The organism is Sphingopyxis sp. RIFCSPHIGHO2_12_FULL_65_19, from assembly GCF_001830555.1.
Classification (GTDB): domain Bacteria; phylum Pseudomonadota; class Alphaproteobacteria; order Sphingomonadales; family Sphingomonadaceae; genus Sphingopyxis.
The window spans coordinates 1-18621 of sequence record NZ_MIAM01000062.1 but is presented as its reverse complement, the minus strand read 5'-3'; the positions used below and the strand labels follow the sequence as shown (position 1 = coordinate 18621).

The 18621-nt window shown below is 64.7% G+C and carries 16 protein-coding genes and 1 pseudogene; 15 read left to right on the top strand and 2 right to left on the bottom strand.

From position 1 onward, the window contains the following. Window positions 1–958: pseudogene (locus A3E77_RS16705) on the bottom strand (CHAT domain-containing protein); the annotation flags it as partial. A gap of 209 nt (window positions 959–1167) precedes the next feature. On the opposite strand from A3E77_RS16705, the gene A3E77_RS16700 reads away from it, so the two are divergent. The 14 genes from A3E77_RS16700 to A3E77_RS16635 all read left to right on the top strand — a co-directional run bounded on the left by A3E77_RS16700 (window position 1168) and on the right by A3E77_RS16635 (window position 16477). Then, window positions 1168–1494 carry a DUF1476 domain-containing protein gene (locus A3E77_RS16700; protein WP_293647998.1) on the top strand — a complete coding sequence of 109 codons (327 nt, stop codon included), beginning with the start codon at window positions 1168–1170 and terminating at the stop codon, window positions 1492–1494. Window positions 1495–1503: 9 nt separating this feature from the next. Next, a complete protein-coding gene (locus A3E77_RS16695) occupies window positions 1504–1737 on the top strand; it encodes a BolA/IbaG family iron-sulfur metabolism protein (protein ID WP_293647996.1) in 234 nt (77 codons plus the stop codon). 48 nt (window positions 1738–1785) lie between these two features. Continuing rightward, complete coding sequence (grxD, locus tag A3E77_RS16690) at window positions 1786–2121, top strand: Grx4 family monothiol glutaredoxin (protein WP_293647994.1); 336 nt, start codon at window positions 1786–1788, stop codon at window positions 2119–2121. Between the two features lie 642 nt (window positions 2122–2763). Next, window positions 2764–3132: a BlaI/MecI/CopY family transcriptional regulator gene (locus A3E77_RS16685; RefSeq protein WP_293647992.1), complete on the top strand. Its 369-nt coding sequence runs from the start codon at window positions 2764–2766 to the stop codon at window positions 3130–3132. Further along, window positions 3129–4820: a M56 family metallopeptidase gene (locus A3E77_RS16680; RefSeq protein ID WP_293647990.1), complete on the top strand. Its 1692-nt coding sequence runs from the start codon at window positions 3129–3131 to the stop codon at window positions 4818–4820. Before A3E77_RS16685 ends, A3E77_RS16680 begins: the two co-directional genes overlap by 4 nt. A gap of 324 nt (window positions 4821–5144) precedes the next feature. Then, window positions 5145–6065 (top strand): MBL fold metallo-hydrolase, encoded by a 921-nt coding sequence (locus A3E77_RS16675; RefSeq protein ID WP_293647988.1) that lies wholly within the window; start codon window positions 5145–5147, stop codon window positions 6063–6065. Beyond that, window positions 6062–6676 (top strand): DUF4230 domain-containing protein, encoded by a 615-nt coding sequence (locus A3E77_RS16670; protein WP_293647986.1) that lies wholly within the window; start codon window positions 6062–6064, stop codon window positions 6674–6676. The genes A3E77_RS16675 and A3E77_RS16670 overlap by 4 nt, the downstream gene beginning before the upstream one ends. Before the next feature lie 66 nt (window positions 6677–6742). After that, complete coding sequence (locus A3E77_RS16665; protein WP_293647984.1) at window positions 6743–7456, top strand: adenylate cyclase; 714 nt, start codon at window positions 6743–6745, stop codon at window positions 7454–7456. Window positions 7457–7526: 70 nt separating this feature from the next. Then, window positions 7527–8516, top strand: coding sequence for a quinolinate synthase NadA (gene nadA / locus A3E77_RS16660; RefSeq protein WP_293647982.1), 990 nt, complete (start codon window positions 7527–7529; stop codon window positions 8514–8516). 977 nt (window positions 8517–9493) lie between these two features. Next, entirely contained in the window at window positions 9494–9757 is a 264-nt protein-coding gene (locus A3E77_RS16655) for a GlsB/YeaQ/YmgE family stress response membrane protein (RefSeq protein ID WP_293647980.1), read from the top strand. A 122-nt stretch (window positions 9758–9879) separates the two neighbouring features. Continuing rightward, complete coding sequence (locus tag A3E77_RS16650) at window positions 9880–10149, top strand: GlsB/YeaQ/YmgE family stress response membrane protein (protein WP_293647978.1); 270 nt, start codon at window positions 9880–9882, stop codon at window positions 10147–10149. A 317-nt stretch (window positions 10150–10466) separates the two neighbouring features. Then, on the top strand, window positions 10467–11645 hold the full coding sequence (locus A3E77_RS16645) for an efflux RND transporter periplasmic adaptor subunit (protein ID WP_293648076.1): 1179 nt from the start codon (window positions 10467–10469) through the stop codon (window positions 11643–11645). Window positions 11646–11692: 47 nt separating this feature from the next. Next, on the top strand, window positions 11693–15109 hold the full coding sequence (locus A3E77_RS16640; protein WP_293647976.1) for an efflux RND transporter permease subunit: 3417 nt from the start codon (window positions 11693–11695) through the stop codon (window positions 15107–15109). Between the two features lie 156 nt (window positions 15110–15265). Then, window positions 15266–16477, top strand: coding sequence for a DUF445 domain-containing protein (locus tag A3E77_RS16635; RefSeq protein ID WP_293648074.1), 1212 nt, complete (start codon window positions 15266–15268; stop codon window positions 16475–16477). A 31-nt stretch (window positions 16478–16508) separates the two neighbouring features. On the opposite strand, the gene A3E77_RS16630 is transcribed toward A3E77_RS16635, so the two are convergent. Further along, a complete protein-coding gene (locus A3E77_RS16630) occupies window positions 16509–17300 on the bottom strand; it encodes a Rossmann-fold NAD(P)-binding domain-containing protein (protein WP_293647974.1) in 792 nt (263 codons plus the stop codon). A gap of 46 nt (window positions 17301–17346) precedes the next feature. Here A3E77_RS16630 and A3E77_RS16625 point away from each other — a divergent pair. Then, window positions 17347–18621, top strand: a 1275-nt coding sequence (locus A3E77_RS16625; protein WP_293647972.1) for a M1 family aminopeptidase, incomplete at its 3' end; no start/stop codon positions are given.

Below are 18621 nucleotides of genomic sequence, written 5' to 3'. Positions count from 1 at the left end.
GGGCGTTGGCGCCGCTGTTCACGCCTGCCACGATCTGAGGCGTCAGCGTGACGGCGCCGCCCGCGACGGTCACGCCGCCTGCCAGCGGCGCGACGGGTTGCCGCAACAGGGTAGCGGCGCCGTCATAATCGCGCTGGTTCAGCGCGTTGATCGCGCGAAAATTGCGCCGCAGGCGGATCTGGACCGGGTCGCCGGTCGGGATCGCCTCGACCTCGGCGAACAGTCGCTCGGCTTCGGCAAATTCGCCGAGGTTGGAGCGTTGCAGGGCGCGGTTCAGCGTGAACTCGGTCGGGTCGATGTCGGCGGCACCCTGTTCCTCGAGCGTGCGGCGCGACAAGGCCTCGAAAAATTCGGCGGCTTCGGCATAATCGCCGCTGTGGTTGCGGCGGTATCCTTCGGCCAGTGCCTTGTCGACGTCGATCGCCCCGGCCAGCGTGCGGGCGAACCCGTCATTGCCGCCGACCGATGTCGTCGCGACCTTGATGACGCCGGGGACGATCCGGCGTTGCCGCACCGATTCGAGCGCGATGTTCAACGCATCGCCATAGGCCTCGAACCCCTCGACGCTATAGGTGTTGGCGCCGTCGGCCTCGATCCGCGTTGTCCACGCGATGTTGCTGTCCTTGACGGTGCAGGCGCCCCCGGCGGCGCAGACGATCGTGCCGTCGCGGCCCTGCTCGATCCGCGCGCGCGCATCGTCGGGTCCCGCGCGCAGCAGGCGGACATAGCCGACGGGCTGGCTCGCATCGCGGCAGATGATCGTCCAGGCGCGATCGAACATGCCTTTGACGACGCCGTCGCGGACGGTGGCCTGCACCTCGCAGAGCGAGCCGCCCTGGTCGCCGATCGAAAAACTGTCGCGGAGCGTCGGGTCGATGCTCTGTGCCATGGCGGTTCCGGGTGCAGCAAAAGCCAGCAGCGCCAGAATCGGCACAAAATGCGGACGTCGAACGGTCATCACCAAAATCCCCCAAACACATGCGTAAAGACACCGTGCCAGCACATGCCCGGCAAGGTGCAGTCTTCATTGCTGCGGTACGACCCATTCCCTTGCCATCGACCCTAACCCCTTCGTCTGAAAAAGGGAAGTGATCTGCCGCACAGGCGGCTTGCGCCGATGGGGCGGGCAACCTATCTGCAAGGCACGGCTTAACCGGTGAGGACAAGATGAGCGCATTCGACGATCGTGAACGAGGATTCGAGGCGAAGTTCGCCCGCGACCAGGAGGTGCAGTTCCGCATCACCGCGCGACGCAACCGGCTGGTCGGTGAATGGGCGGCCGAACGCATGGGGCTGACGCCCGAGGAAACCGACGCATATGCCAAGGCGGTGGTGCAGGCCGATTTCGAGGAAGCGGGCGACGAGGACGTCATCCGCAAGCTCGCGGGCGACCTCACCGCGGCGCAGATCGAGATCAGCGATGCCGAAATTCGTGCGATCCTGAACGACAAGACCGCCGAGGCGCGGCGTCAGTTCATGGACAGCCAGGGCTGAGGCGATCCGATGGGTATGCGCGAAGACGATTTGCGGGCGATGATCGTCGGGGCCTTTCCCGATGCGGAGGTGACGATCACCGACCTTGCCGGCGACAATGACCATTATGCGGCGCATGTCGTCAGCGCATCGTTTCGCGGGATGACCCGCGTCGCGCAGCACAAGGCGGTCTATGCCGCGCTTGGCGGGCGGATGGGCGGCGAACTTCATGCCTTGCAATTGACCACCGCCATCCCCTCATAGGGGCATGACCATTTGCGGCGCGACGGCGCGCCTGCCCGGAGATTGACGATGACCGACGCTGCCACGACCCACGACCGCATTGCCAAGCTGGTCGCCGACAACCCCGTCCTGCTGTTCATGAAGGGCACGCCCCTGTTCCCGCAGTGCGGCTTTTCCTCGCGCGCGATCGCGATGCTCGATCGGCTCGGGGTCGAATATGAAACGGTCGACGTGCTCCAGGACATGGACGTCCGGCAGGGCATCAAGGAATTTTCGGACTGGCCGACGATCCCCCAGCTGTATGTGAAGGGCGAATTCGTTGGCGGGTCCGACATCATGATGGAAATGTGGGAAGCAGGCGAGCTTCACACGCTGGTGGCCGGCATTCCGGCCCGCGCCGAGTAACCCCCCCAAAAAAAAGCAGACAAGCCCGCCGGCCCATGGGTTCCGGCGGGCTTTTCTATGCCCGTTTCGGGATGCGGCGCGGATATGGGATGCCCGACGCCGGTCCGCGATCGGGTGGCACGGGATGCCGCATGGGTCAAAGTTCAGCAAAGTTCAGCCTTGTGCGACCCGCAATCTGGACCGCTGCCGCGCGCGGAGGCGACCTTTTCCCAGGCCGAATGAACGCGCTCGAAGAAGGCTGGCACAGCGGGATAATGTAGGAAAGACCCAATTTGATCGAAATGGAAAGCTTCCGGGGGGCGGGGCCTTTCGGCCGCTCCGCCCCCCGGTCAGCATCGGGGGCAAGTGGGGATTTCCCGGGTGGGGGCAGGGGGCATCAGGGACCAGACTGATACCCCCCACCGCTCCATTGAGCGGAACACTCGGGAACATCCTAAACTATACAATTGCCGTGCCAATTCGGCTTATGTCCCGATTTCGGCGCGAGACGCTGGTTAGCAAATCCTTACCTCGCCCGCGGCCTGTCAAAAATCCCGACAGTTGCTCGCGCGGGGCCGTTCAGCTCCGTTCAGCAAGCGTTCAGCCCTTTGACTACATTTGTAGTCGTGTCGCATATGGGCGACGCCAATGGGAGGGGTCCGCATGGCAGAACGAGCAAGCGAGTCGGAGATGCAGGTGCTCTCGGCGCTGTGGGACGATGCTCCACAGACCGCCGCCGACCTGACGTCGCGCGTTGGCAAGGTCAACGGCTGGACGCAGGCCACGGTAAAGACGTTGCTTGCGCGGCTGGTGCAGAAGGGCGCGGTGACCGCGCAGGCCGACGGCCGACGTTATCTCTATAGCCCTGCCATCGAGCGTGCCGAAGCGGTCGGCGAAGAATCGCAGCGGTTCGTCGATCGCCTGTTCGGCGGCCGCGTCAGCCCGCTGATCGCGCATCTCGCGGACCGCGAGGCGCTGACCGATACCGACATCGCCGAGATCGAGGCGCTGCTGAAGAGGCTCAAGTCGTGAACACCGCGATGCTGCTTCAGGCATGGGCGGACACGCTCGTCACCACGGGCATTCTTGTCCTTTTGGTCCTGATCGTCCGCAAACCCTTTGCGCGTCATTTCGGCCCGCGACTGACCTATGCACTGTGGGCGGTGCCTGCGCTGCGGCTCGTGCTGCCGCCCTTGCCATTCGCCGATCCCGTCGTCGTGGTGCCCCAGCCGGCGATCGAGGTGGCGGTGATGGTGCCGACGGGGCTGCCGGTCGCGGCGTCCGCGCCGACGGCCGAGCCGCTCTGGTCGCTTGCCCAACTCATTCCGGTCTTTTTCGCGCTGTGGGCGGCGGGCATGGCCGCCGTCCTGATCGCCGCACTGGTGTCGCACCATCGTTTCCGGCGCGAGGTGCTGGGCGATGCGGTCGAACTTGAGCCGATCGGCAATATCCGGCTGGTCATGTCCGACGCGGTCGATGGCCCGGTCGCATTCGGGCTGTGGCGGCGTTATGTCGCCGTCCCCCACGATTTTTTCGCGCGCTATGTTGCCGAGGAACGCGCGTTGGCGATCGACCATGAATTGTCGCACCACCGCCACGGCGATCTTTGGGCGAACAGCGCGGCGCTGGTGCTGCTCGCCGCGCAATGGTTCAATCCCTTTGCCTGGCGTGCGATCCGCGCCTTTCGTTTCGATCAGGAGGCCGCGTGCGATGCGCACGTGCTGACGATGGCCGATCAGGACGAACGCCGCGAGCGCACCGCGCGCTATGCCACCGCGATCGTCAAGGCGGCGGTCGGTCCGCGCCTGTCGCTTGCCGCGCCGATGGCGGTCCACGATAATTTGCAGGAGAGGCTCACGATGTTGATGAGGCAGGATATTTCAAAGCAGCGCGGGCTGGTCGGCCGCCTGCTGGTCGGCGGGGCCACGCTGGCCGTGCTTGCGACCACCGCGACGCTGGTTCCGGCGGGAATCGTCGTCGCACAGGCGCCCACGGCTGACGTCCCGGCGCCGCCGGCTCCCCCGGAAGCGGTGCTGCCGCCCGAGGCCCCGGACGCGCCCGGCGTGATGGTGTTCACCGAACATGCCGACAACGCGGCGACCGATGCAGACGGCCAGAAAAAGCGCGAGATCCATCGCATCGTCATCCGCCGCGACGGCACCCACGAGGAGGGCGGCGAGGGCAACGCGCCAAAGGCGATGCTTGCCCCCGCCGACGGCAAGGACAGGATGCGCCGCATCGAATTTCGCAGCCCCGGCACCCTGTCGCGCGACGATGTCATCGCGACGTTGAAGGAACAGGGCGTCACCGGCAAACGCGCCGAAGCGATCGCCGACCGGCTGGAGGCAAAGCGCAAGGAACGCATCCGCACCGTGATGGCGCCGATGCCGCCGATGCCGCCGATGCCCCCGATGCCCGCGATGCCGCACGGCGCCTGGTCGATGCACGGCAAGGCGATGGTCATGGGCAAATGCGGCGACGGCAAGGCGGCTCCGATCGTCAACCGCGACGAAAGCGATGGCAATAAACGCAGCAAGGTCGTGATGTTCGCGTGCAGCGACAGCGCGGAAGGTAAGGCGGCCCGGCTGTCGGCGCTGAAGAAAGCGCGCGAAGCCTTTGCCGAGGGCGAACGCGCCCGCAGCCTGTCGGACGACATGCGGGCGAAGGTGGCCGCCGACCTGGACAAGGCGATCGCCGAGATCGAGACATCGGGCAACTAGACCCGATCTGGGCCCGAGCAGCTTCGGCGCCAGCCTTTGCTCCCCGGTGGGGCTGGCGGCAGGGGCGGGGAAAGGGAGCGGGCAACCGCTCCCTTTTTCTTGCGCGAGGGCGACGGCGGTTTTGCGGTGGAGGCGGACGTCCGTTCCGCCCTCTCGTCACCCCGGACTTGATCCGGGGTCCATGACTTCAGCGCCGCGATGGATCCCGGATCAAGTCCGGGATGACGAAGAAACAATGTCCGCAATCGGTCGCTAGCAGCCATTCTTGCCCGATGACCGTCGCTGCCTCTTTCACTCCGCTCCCCGCAATGCCACATAAGGACGATGAGCGAAGAAAGACCCTGGCCCGACAGCATCCGCGCCGGCGATTGCGAGCAGCTTGAGCCGCTGGTGCGCCGCGTGCTGGCGCCGAACCCGTCGCCTTATACGTTCACCGGCACCCAGACATGGATCGTCGGCGCGGGGCCCGACGTCGCGGTGATCGATCCGGGCCCGACGGGTTCGGGGCTGAGCATCGGCGACCCTGCCGACATCAACGGCGCGGGGCACGTCGACGCCATCTTGCGCGCCACCGAGGGCCAGCGCGTTGCGGCGATCCTGTGCACCCACACCCACCGCGACCATTCGCCCGCCGCCGCACCGCTGAAAGAAGCGACCGGCGCTCCGATCATCGGCTGTGCGCCGCTGGCGCTGTCCGACGATGGGCCGCGCGCCGATTCGGCGTTCGATCCCGACTATGCTCCGGACCGCGTGCTGGCCGACGGCGAACGCATATCGGGTGACGGCTGGACGATCGAGGCGGTGGCGACGCCGGGGCATACGTCGAACCATCTCTGCTTCGGGCTGGTCGAGAGCGGCGCGCTGTTCACCGGCGATCATGTCATGGCCTGGTCGACGAGCGTCGTCAGCCCGCCCGATGGCGACATGGCGGCCTATATGGCGAGCCTTTCCAAGCTCTATGACCGCGACGACCGCGTCTATTATCCCGCCCACGGCCCCGCGGTGACCAAGCCGCGGCAGCTCGTCCGCGGGATGCTGGGCCATCGCAAACAGCGCGAGCGCCAGATTTTGAAGGAACTCGAAAAGGGGACAAGCGTCATCCCCGAGATGGTGAACCACATGTACAAGGGGCTCGACCCGCGGCTGACCGGCGCCGCCGGCCGTTCGGTGCTCGCGCATCTGATCGACCTGGAAAATCGCGGCCGCGTCGTGCGCGATGCCGAATGCTGGAGGCTGGTGGCATGAACAAGGGCCTGTTCCGCACCGCGCTCGTCGCGATCCTGGTGCTTGCGCTGTTTTTTGGCTGGCGGGCATGGCAGGATTGGCAGCGCGGTTATGATCCCCAAACCGTCGTCGCGGCGAGCCTGCAAGGGTTGCAGGAACAGAATGTGCTGGTGCCCTTCACCGCGCGCTATGTCGCGGTGGTGACCTCGACGCAGAGCCGGCTGGGGCTGAGCGCCAAGAAGACGATGATCATGCCGGGCACGGTGCGTTACGAACTCGACCTTGGCAAACTGAAACAGTCGGACCTCGACTGGGATGCGGCGACCAATGCGCTGACCGTCACCTTGCCGCCGCTGCGGCTGGCGGGCCCCGAAATCGATATCGACGCGATTAGCGAATATCGCGACGGCGAGATATTGCTGACGCTGACCGATGCCGAACGCACGCTCGACGCCGCGAACCGCAAGCGCGCGCAGGAGGAATTGATCGCGCAGGCCAAGGGCGCCACACCGATGCGCCTTGCGCAAGGCGCAGCGCGCACCGCGGTCGAGCAAAGCTTTGCGATGCCGCTGAAGGCCGCGGGGATTGATGCAAAGGTGACCGCGCGTTTTGCACGCGCGCCGATTGGGTAAATCCCGGCTTTTCGCGCTCGCGCGGCTTTGTTATCCTCGCGCCCGGGTCGGGGCAGGGGGATTGACATGGCTACGGCTGTAGCGGGCGCCGCGCGCCCCGAACTATTCTGGCATCGCATGGCGATCGGCCTCGCGGTTTTCATCGTCCTCGGCTTTCTCCAGTTCGCGTTGCGCGGCTTCGTCGATCCTGTTGCGGCGCCCTTCTGGGTGCATCTGCACGGCGTCGCGATGCTGGCCTGGCTTGCGCTGCTGATTGCGCAGCCGACGCTTGTTTTGCAGGGCAATCTGGCGCGGCATCGCAAGCTCGGCCGGGTCGGCGGGGTGCTTGCGATGTTTATTACAGGCCTCGGCATTTTTACCGGCGTGGCGTCGCTGGTGCTGAACCGTTTTCCGCCCTTTTTCACGCCGCCCTATTTCCTGGCGCTGACCGTAATCGAATCGCTTGTTTTCGGCGCGATGGTCGCCTGGGCTATCCGCCGCCGCCGTGCAACCGACTGGCACCGGCGGCTGATGATCGGCGCGACGATCATCATCCTCGAACCCGCGCTGGGCCGATTGCTGCCCATCCCGCTGATGGGTCCGTGGGCAGAGCCTGCGGTCGCGCTCTGCCAGCTCGCGGCGGTCGCGATCGTCGCCGCCTATGACCGCCGGACGCGCGGCGCGGTGCATCCCGCGACCTGGGCCATCGCCGCGATTGTCATTGCGACGCGGGTCGCCATATCGCTGGTGTCGATGGCGCCTCCCGTCGTCACGCTTGCGGAAAGGCTTGCCGGCGGCTGACGCTCCGTTGCCCTGCCGCAAGGCAGGGTGTAGGGGGTGCGCCAAGGCTGAAGCCATATAAGGAAAAGCGATGACTGCTCCCGTTCGCGAGAATCTCTCGGGCCTTGACCTGCGCGCCGAAATCGAGCGCCTGCGCAAGGACCGCAACGCCGTCATCCTCGCGCATTATTACCAGAAGCCCGAGATCCAGGATCTCGCCGATTTTGTCGGCGATTCGCTCGAACTGTCGCGCAAGGCCGCCGAAACCGACGCCGATGTCATCGCCTTTTGCGGTGTCAAATTCATGGCCGAGACGGCAAAGATCCTCAGCCCCGAAAAGACGGTGATCCTGCCCGACATGGATGCCGGATGCAGCCTTGAGGACAGCTGTCCGCCCGAACAGTTCAAGCGGTTCCGCGAGGCGCACCCCGATCATATCGCGCTGACCTACATCAACTGCTCGGCGGCGGTGAAGGCGCTCAGCGACATCATCGTGACCTCTTCGAGCGCCGAGACGATCATCAGCCAGATTCCGGAAAGCCAGAAGATCATCTTTGGCCCCGACCGCCACCTGGGCGGCTATCTCAACCGCAAGTTCGGGCGCGAGATGCTGTTGTGGCCGGGGGTGTGCATCGTGCACGAGGCGTTCAGTGAAACCGAACTGCTCAAGCTCAAAGCCCAGCATCCGGGTGCGCCGGTCGCGGCGCATCCCGAATGCCCGCCGCACATTGTCGACCATGCCGACTATGTCGGATCGACCAGCGGCATCCTGCAATTCGCCAAGTCGTTTCCCGGCGACACGCTGATCGTCGCGACCGAGCCGCACATCATTCACCAGATGGAACTGGCGCTGCCCGAAAAGAATTTCATCGGCGCGCCGGGCGCCGACGGCAACTGCAACTGCAACATCTGCCCCTATATGGCGCTCAACACGATGGAGAAGCTCTACATCGCGCTGCGCGACCTGAAGCCCCAGATCGAGATGGAAGAGGGCCTGCGCCTCGCCGCGCGCAAGAGCCTGGACCGGATGCTGGAGATGGCGTCGGGGACGATCGGCAAGGGCGATTTGGGGCGGGCGTGATCCCCGAAGCGAGTCGCCTATCCGACTCGCGATTTCGATTCGGCGGGGCGGCCGCGTTCATCGCGCCGGCAAATCTGAATCCGAAAATGCTGCACCCTTGTTACAAAAATGCTGCACCGAATCCGCTTGTTGCTAATGCCGGACTTATCCACAGCAGCTGACGTCTGAGCGGGGCATTTCGGCTTTTTTCTGTTGGCACCCCCGACGCTTCGTGACAGCTTCCAATCATCGGACGACAGAGACGACGAACCACCGGGACATCAAGGGTAGTTGCAAGACTAGCCAGAAGAGAACGGACGGATTGCCGAGGAAATCGACCGATAGCCTGGTCACGGAACGTAGCGATTCCCACGAGTTGATACGGACCCGATCGGGTACAGGAAATGCAGTCCATCGCTTGGACAGCGACTGTTTCGACAGACGCGGGAAGAGATGATGAAGGGCTTTCCAGGTGCGGCCGGCCCCCGAAAGGGGGCCGACCAAACCGTCGCCGGATTGTTCTGGCGGGCATCGCAACGCATCGTTTTGCGGGCTGCTGATCGCGAGAGAAGCGGACCGGGATGGAGCGGGGCGGAGTAAGCCGAGCAGAGCCGGTTAGTGGGGGTTGGCAGCGATGTCGGCCCCCATTTCGCGTGCGCGCTTTGCGGCCCGGCCCGCCTGCGGGACGCGCCCCCTTTATCATCGATATCCGGCAAGCTCCGCGCGCGGCGGTTCCCTTTGCCATTTATTTTTGCACCTGTGCCGTTCGTCACACCATCGTCAAACGCGACTGCTTAATCCCGGAACTGCGACCCGGAGACGTTCCCGATCAGGAACCGATCCTCCTTTCCCGGCCGCGTCCCCATGGACCGGCCGGGAACCTTTCGCTCCCGATCTGCATTCCTGTGTCATCGTTGAAACGATGTCCGGACGCGACCGGACGTTTACATGCTCGCCGGGTGTCTGCGCTTGCCCGGCAGTTCAGGGAAGGGAAAATCATGGGTTTGATCATCACTTTGATCGTTGGCGGCATCATCGGCTGGCTTGCCAGCATCGTCATGCGCACCGACGCGCAGCAGGGCATCATCCTGAACGTCGTCGTCGGGATCGTCGGCGCGTTCCTCGGCAATTTCCTCGGCAGCTTTTTCGGCATGGGGGCCAGCCTCGACACCTTCAGCCCGATCGGGCTGCTGTGGGCCTTTATCGGCGCGGTTGTGCTGCTCGGCATCATCAACCTGGTTCGTCGCGGCAGCGTCCGCTGAACGGGACGGCGGCGCGGTATAATCGCCGCGCCGCCATTCCGCTATGCGACAACAAATATTTGGGTTACCAATGCGATGCCTGTAACGTCAGGCGCCAACAACGATCGTAGGGGGTCAATGTCATGGATTTCATTATCGCAATCATCATGGGCGGCGTTATCGGCTGGTTGGCGAGCATCGTCATGCGCACCGATGCGCAGCAGGGTATCTTCCTCAACATCATCGTCGGCTGTATCGGTTCTATCCTCGGACGTTTCCTGTTCGGCCGCTTCCTGGGCGGCGGCCATCTGCGCGGCGACGCGTTCGATCCGATGACCCTTCTCACCGCCTTCATCGGCGCGGTCGTACTGCTTGCGATCGTCAACCTTGTCCGCCGCGGTCGCGTTCGCTGATCGCCGTCGGCCTATAGCCGGTTCCTTCGCGAACCGGCCGGGAAAAAGGGTGGCCGCCCCAGGGGCGCGCCACCCTTTTTCGTGTCCGTAACCTCTGGAAATGGCACGGCGATGCGCCTATGCCTCGCCATCCGGGGCGCGGGGAGATGGCGAAGTTTCGCCTCTTGCCAGTGGTGATTTAATTAGGTAATACACCTCGTGCAGGATTGATCCTGTCGTGCGGGGTAAAGGGGATGGGCGCTGCCGCGCCGTCCGCACCGGAAGCCGTGCAGGTCAGGGAGGGATTCGGCGTGAACTACGAGCGGAAAGTGGATTCGATGGACAGCCTGGCGGGCACGCAGAGCTATTATGAAGAGGCGGACAACCGCCGCAAACGGACGCGGCTGATCGTCGCGATCGTCCTGATCGCGCTTGCACTCGCCGCGACCTGGTATGCCTTCAGCTCGAGCAAGAGCGGCGCTGCGGGCGGCGAGGGCGCAGCGGGCGGACCCGGCGCGGCCAGCGTCCCCAGCATCACGGTCGTCATCCCCGGCCGCCAGTCGGTCGAGGCGACGATTTCGACCAACGGCACGATCGCCGCGCGCCGCGAGATGCCCGTCGGCGTCGCCGGCGAAGGCGGACAGGTCGTGCGCGTGCTGGTCGAGCCGGGCCAGTGGGTCAATGCCGGCCAGCCGCTCGCGATCATCGACCGCTCGGTCCAGGCGCAACAGGCAGCCAGCCTCGCTGCCTCGATCCGCGTGGCGCAGGCCGACGCGAACCTCGCGCAGGCCGAACTCGAACGCGCCGAGGCGCTGGTTTCGCGCGGCTTTATTTCCAAGGCCGACATGGACCGCAAGCGCGCCACGCGCGATGCCGCGAATGCGCGCGTCCGCGTCGCGCAGGCCCAATATGCCGAAGCGCAGGCGCGCAACGGCCGGCTCAACATCGTCGCCCCAGCGGCGGGGCTGGTGCTGACGCGCGGCGTCGAGCCCGGTCAGATCGTGGGCGCGGGCAGCGGCGTGTTGTTCCGCATGGCGCGCGGCGGAGAAATGGAATTGCTGGCCCAGATGGCCGAGGCCGATTTGCAGCGCGTGCGCGTCGGCACCCGCGCCACCATCAACCCGGTGGGCACCAATTTACAGATCGCGGGCCAGGTATGGCAGGTGTCGCCGGTCATCAATCCCGATACGCGGCAAGGCATGGTCCGTATCGCGGTGCCATACAGCACGTCGCTCCGCCCCGGCGGCTTTGCCGATGCGCGGCTGGTGTCGGGTTCGGACGAAGCGCCCCTGTTGCCCGAAAGCGCGGTGCAGAGCGGCCCCGAAGGCAATTATGTCCTGGTCGTCGATGGCAAGGACACGATCCAGCGCCGCGTGGTCAAGGTTGGCACCGTCACCGACGATGGCGTCTCGATCGCCTCGGGCCTGACAGGCAATGAACGCGTGGTCGTGCTGGCCGGCGCATTCTTGAACGTCGGTGACAAGGTGAAGCCCGTCGTACAGAAATCGACGCAATAATTCCGGATCGCAGCCTTTATATCTGGCGCACAAAAGGCGTTTGAATCATGAGCTTTCGCAACATTTCCGCCTGGTGCATCCGAAATCCGGTGCCGCCGATCGTCATGTTCGTGCTGTTGATGCTGGCGGGGATCGTCAGTTTCAACCGGATGGACGTCAACGACCAGCCCGACGTCGAATTCCCCGCGGTTCAGGTCATTGTCGCGCAGCCGGGCGCCGCGCCGTCGGAACTGGAAACGCAGGTGACGCAACGCGTCGAGGCGGCGATCCGCGGCGTCAGCGGTGTCGATGAAATGTCGTCCTATGTCGGCGAAGGCAACAGCCGGACGTTTGTGCAATTTGCCATCGGCACCCCGATCGACCGCGCCTATAACGACGTCAACCAGGCCGTTCAGCAGATCCGCAGCGACCTGCCCGACGGCATTCTCGAACCCCAGGTAGTGCGCGTCGATATTGCGGGCGGCCCGATCACTTACTTCGCGGTCGAAGCGTCGGACATGACGCTGGAACAGCTGTCCTGGTATGTCGACAATACGGTCGCCAAGGAATTGCTGTCGATTCCGGGCATGAGCCAGGTGCGCCGTTCGGGCGGGGTCGATCGCGAAATCCGCGTCATCCTCGATCCGGCGCGGATGCAAAGCTATGGCCTGACCGCGAGCCAGGTAAACCAGCAACTGCGCCAGACCAACGTCAATGCGGCCGGCGGGCGCACCGAAATTGCGGGCAGCGAACAGGCGGTGCGTGTGCTGGGCAACGCGGCCAATGCATTTGAACTCGGTGAAACGCGGCTGTCGATCGGCAACGGCCGCACCGTGCGCCTGTCCGACGTCGCTAAAGTCACCGACGGCTATGCCGAACAGCGCAACCTGGCAAAGATCAAGGGCCGTCAGGTGCTCAGTTTCTCGATCGAAAAGGCGAAGGGCGCGTCGGACGTCACCGTTCACGACGAGACGATGAAAAAGCTGGCGGAGATCAAGAAGGCGAACCCCAAGATCGACTTCAAGATCCTGTTCACGCGCACCGAATATACCAAGGAACAATATCGCAGCTCGATGCTCGCGATGATCGAGGGCGCCGTGCTCGCCGTCGTCGTCGTGTTCCTGTTCCTGCGCGACTGGCGCGCGACGCTGATTTCGGCGCTGGCAATCCCGCTGTCGGCGATCCCGACCTTCTGGTTCATGGACATGATGGGCTTTTCGCTGAACAGCCTGTCGCTGCTCGCGCTCAGCCTGGTGGCGGGGGTGCTCGTCGATGACGCCATCGTCGAGATCGAAAATATCGTCCGGCATATGCGGATGGGCAAGACCGCCTATCAGGCGTCGATCGACGCCGCCGACGAGATCGGCCTGGCGGTCGTCGCGACCACCATGTCGATCGTCGCGGTGTTCCTGCCCGTGGCGTTGATGCCGGGGATTTCGGGCCAGTTCTTCATCCAGTTCGGGATGACGGTCGTGTTTGCGGTGCTCGTCAGCCTGGCCGTCGCGCGCATGATCACGCCGATGATCGCCGCCTATTTCCTGTCGGCGCAGGGCGAACAGGAGCATGCCGCAGGGCCTTGGGTCGATCGTTATGAAAAGCTGCTGGCGTGGACATTGGACAGCAGCAAGCAACAGGCCGTGCGGGCGCGCTATGACGGCACGAAGACCCGGATTGCCTTTCTGGCGGTGCCGCTCATTCTGGCAGGACTCTATGTCCTTTTTTCGGTTTTTTCCTATTTTCAGCCTGTCCCGGCGGGGCAAGACGGTCCAAATCCCGCGATCCATTTTCTGGTGCTGACGCCGCTCATGGCGATCGCCACCTTTCTGCTAACCAGCCTGCTCGCCATTCTGATCGGTGCGCTCATCTATGCGATGGGCATGCGCCAATGGGCGTTCACCCATTGGGCAAAATTCATGCTCCAGCGCGCCTGGGCCCGCCTTCACGACCATCGCGTCTGGATCGTCGGTATCGGTTTGCTTGCCTTTTTGTCGAGCATTGGCCTGTTCGCGGTCCTGCCGCAGCAGTTCCAGCCGACGACGAACAGCGACTATAGCCAGGTGAAATATGAACTGCCGCCGGGGTCGACGCTGGCGCAAAGCGAGACGGTGGTGCGCCAGATCGGGGCGATCCTCGACAACAGCCCGGTCGTCCAGACGGCCTTCTATGACGTCAATGTCGGCGGCGGCAATGCGTTCATCACGCTCAAGAAAGAGCGTCCGATGAGCAGCGTCGAATGGGAACGCAGCCTGCAACCCAAGCTGGCGGCGATCCCCGATGCGCGCGTGTCGTTCCAGAGCCAGTCGGGCGGCTTTTCGGGCCGCGACATCACCTTCATCATCGGCGGCGACGATCCGGTCGCGCTCGAAAAACATGCGCGCCTGATCGTCGACCAGATGGGCGGCATTAAGGAACTGCGTGCCCCGCGGATCGAGGGTGACATTCCGCGTCCCGAAATCATCGTCAATCCGCGGATGGACCTTGCCGCCGAACTGGGCGTGACGACGGCATCGCTCAGCCAGACGATCCGCATCGCGACGCTGGGCGACATCGACCAGAATGCGGCGAAATTCTCGCTGTCCGATCGCCAGATCCCGATCCGCGTGCTGTTATCCGAAGATTCGCGCCGCAGCCTGGCGACGATCGAAAACCTGCCGGTGCCGACCTCGCGCGGGACCACCGTGCCGCTGAAATCGGTCGCCGAAATCGGTTTCGGTGCAGGGCCGACCGAATTGCGCCGTTACAACCAGACGCGGCGCATCGTGATCGGTGCCGACCTTGCCCCCGGCCTCGTCACCGGCGAAGCCCAGAAAAAGATCGATGCTTTGCCCGCGGTCAAGACGATGCCGCAGGGTATCCGCAAGGTCATCCAGGGCGATGCCAAATGGCAGGCCGAACTGATCACCAATTTCATGATCGCGGTCGTGTCGGGGTTGCTGCTCGTCTTTTCGACGCTGGTGCTGCTCTATCGCCGTTTCCTGTCGCCGCTGGTCAACATGTCGTCGCTGCTGCTCGCGCCGCTCGGCGGCCTGCTCGGCCTGGCGATCACCGGCATGGAAATCTCGATGCCCGTCTATATCGGCTTGCTGATGCTGCTGGGGATTGTGGCTAAAAACTCGATCCTGCTCGTCGATTTCGCGATCGAGGAGATGGACCATGGCGTGGGCAAGATGGAGGCGCTGCTCGATGCCGGGCGCAAGCGTGCGCAGCCGATCGTGATGACCACGGTCGCGATGGTCGCCGGGATGGTGCCAACCGCCTTGTCGCTGTCGGGCGACGGTGCGTGGCGCGCGCCGATGGGCGTTGTCGTGATCGGCGGCCTGATCCTGTCGACGCTGCTGACGCTGCTGATCGTCCCCGCGGGCTTCAGCCTGGCCGACAGCATCGAAAAGCGCCTCGGCCGCTTCTTCTCACGCAACCTGCTGACTTACCAAAAGGGTGACGATACGAAACCGCACGGACAGGTCGTAACGCATCCCGCCGAATGACCGCGCGTCGCGTTGCCGTGCGTTGTGGTTGCAACCTTTGCGCCATGTCGCCATTTGATGCACATGACGGAAAGCGTTTCGCCGCAGACTGATATCGGAAGCGCCCACCCTCCCCATTTGAACCGGGGGGTGGGCGTTGCCGTTCCCACGGGCGGGATGAATGTCCGCGCCGTGGCGACGGGTATGCTCATCGTCATGGCGTTCGTGTTCGTCGGCGCGAAATATTATCAGGATGTCCATCCCGCGATCGGCTTCGTCCGCGCCTTTGCCGAGGCGGCGATGGTCGGCGGATTGGCCGACTGGTTCGCGGTCACCGCGCTGTTCCGCCATCCGATGGGATTGCCGATCCCGCACACCGCGATCGTGCCGCGCAACAAGAACCGGATCGGCGACACGCTCGCGCGCTTCCTGCTCACCAATTTCCTGCTGCCGCGCCTGATCGCGCGCAAGATGCAGACGGTCGACGTCGCGGGCGCGGTCGGCAAATTCCTGTCGGAGCCGGGTGAGGGCGGCGGGCGCCTGCGGCTTGGCGCATCGCGCATCATCGCCGACGGCCTCGGTGCGCTCGACCAGCAACGCCTGGGCGGGATGGTCAAATCGGCGATTGCCGATCGCCTGCGCGAACTCGACGTCGCGCCGCTGCTCGGGCAGGCGCTCCAAGCCGCGCTGGCCGAGGGGCGGCACCAGCCCCTGCTCGACGCGATGGTCAAATGGGGATCGAAGACGCTCGAACTCAACGACCATCTGATCCACCAGATGGTCCACGACAACAGCAACGCGATCGTGCGCTTCACCGGGCTCGACGAGAGTATCTCGAACCGCATCGTCGCAGGGCTGTCGAAACTGCTCAGCGAAATGGCCGTCGACGAAACGCACCCGCTGCGCATCCGCGTCGAGGAAGGGCTCGCCAAGATGGCGCTCGACCTCCAGCACGATCCCGAAGTGAAGGCAAAGGTCGCAAGGGTCCGCGACGAACTGCTCGAAAACAAGGCGGTGAAGCGCTGGCTCGACGGTTTGTGGGAACAGGGGCGCACCGCCCTGCTCAAGGCCGCGCGCAATCCCGACACAATGCTGGCGGGGCGGATCGGCGAACTCGTCACCCAGTTCGGCGCGATGCTGGGCGAGGATGCGGGGATCAAGCGCACGCTCAACCGCTACGCCCGCCGCGCGGTGGTCGGCGTCGTCGACAGCTATGGCGAGACCGCGCTCAAGCTGGTGTCCGACACGATCCGCGGCTGGGATGCGAAGACGATCACCGACCGGCTGGAGAGCGCGGTGGGCGACGACCTGCAATATATCCGCATCAACGGGACATTGGTCGGCGGGCTGGTCGGGGTGTTGATCCACACCGTCGATGTGTTGATCTAGTCCCCAATATCGTCATTGAGATCGATTGGGATCAGCCTCGGCTCGCCAACCCCGCGCGAAAATTCGGATAGCGCGGCGTCCAGCCGAGCAAGCGTTTCGCCTTGCCATTCGCGACGCGGCGGTTTTCGGCATAGAAAGCGCGCGCGGCGGGCGACAGGCCGGCGTCGGCCAGCGACTGCATCGGCGGCAGCGGCGCGCCCATCATCGCACAGCCCCATTCGACCAGCCGATTCTGGTGGCACGGTTCGTCGTCGGCCAGGTTGTAGACGCCCGCCGGGCCGCGGAACGATGCGATGACGCCGCCCGCGATGTCTTCGACATGGACGCGGCTGAACACCTGATCGGGCAGGTCGATGCGGTGCGCGCGGCCCGCCGCGATGCGATCGAGGATCGAGCGACCGGGGCCATAGATGCCGGGCAGACGAAAGACGCAGACGTCGCTGCGGAGTGCTGCCCACGCCGCATCGGCGGCGTTTCGGTCGGGACGGCGGCCCCTGATCGGCGCGCTTTCGTCGACCCAGGCCCCGCCCGCGTCGCCATAGACGCCGGTCGAGGACAGATAGCCGATCCAGCTTGCGGAGGCGAGAGCGAGCGCATCGCCATAGCGCGCGAGCACCGGGTCGGCGCCATCGACCGGCGGCACCGACGACAGGATATGCGTCGCGGATCGCAGCGCGGCGCGCACCGCGCCTTCGTCGGCAAAGGCGATGCTGTCGCCGCGCCCCTCCCGCGTCGTCCCGATCACGTCCCACCCGCGCGCGCGCAGGCGGCCTGCCAAATGGGTCGCGGCATAACCCAGCCCGAAAATCAGCATCTGTCCCATCGCCCGCCTTATTGCGCGCCCCGCGCCCCGCGCCTAGACCCGAAACATGACCGATGCCTCTTCCACCCCCGCCATCCCCGTCACCATCCATCGTGGCGATTATCGCCCGCCCGAGTGGCAGGTTCCCGATATTGCGCTCGATTTCGCATTGGGCGTCGATGAAACGACGGTCGGCGCGGCGCTATCGGTCGTGCGCGATGCCGATGCGCCGGTGCCGCTGGTGCTGCGCGGCGACGGGCTGGCCCCCGCGGCGGTGCGGGTCGATGGCGAAGTGTGGAACGACTGGCGGCTCGACGGCGGCGACCTGATCATCGACCTGGGCGAACGGACCGCGGCGACGGTGGAGGTTGACACGGTCATCCACCCGGCAACCAACACACAGCTGATGGGCCTGTATGCCTCGAACGGGATGCTGTGCACGCAATGCGAGGCCGAGGGCTTTCGCCGCATCACCTTTCATCCCGACCGCCCCGACGTGCTGAGCCGTTACAAGGTGCGGATGGCAGGGGACAAGGCGCAGTTCCCGATCCTGCTGTCGAACGGCAACTGCATCGCGCAGGGGGACGGACCGGACGGGGCGCACTGGGCGCTGTGGGAAGACCCGTGGCCGAAGCCATCCTATCTTTTCGCGCTGGTCGCCGGTGACCTTGTCGCCAACAAGGACAGTTTTACGACGATGTCGGGGCGACAGGTCGAACTCGGAATCTGGGTTCGCGACGGCGACGCCCCCCGCACCGGCCATGCGATGCAGGCGCTGAAGGACAGCATGGCGTGGGACGAGCGGGTCTATGGCCGCGAATATGATCTCGACCTGTTCAACATTGTCGCGGTCAGCGACTTCAACATGGGCGCGATGGAGAATAAGGGCCTCAATATCTTCAACACCCGCTACATCCTCGCCGACCCCGATACCGCGACCGATGTCGATTATGACGGGGTCGAGGGCGTCGTCGCGCATGAATATTTCCACAATTGGTCGGGCAACCGCGTCACCTGCCGCGACTGGTTCCAGCTCAGTCTGAAGGAAGGCTTCACCGTCTTTCGCGACCAGAATTTCTCGGCCGACATGGGGTCGCCGCCGGTCAAGCGGATCGAGGATGTCCGCCTGCTTCGCGCCGCGCAGTTTCCAGAAGACGCGGGGCCGCTCGCGCATCCGATCCGCCCCGACAGCTTCCAGGAAATCTCGAACTTCTACACCGCGACCATTTACAACAAGGGCGCCGAAATTATCCGCATGATGGCGACGATGGTCGGTCCCGACCGTTTTCGCAAAGGCACCGACCTGTATTTCGATCGCCATGATGGCGAAGCGGCGACGTGC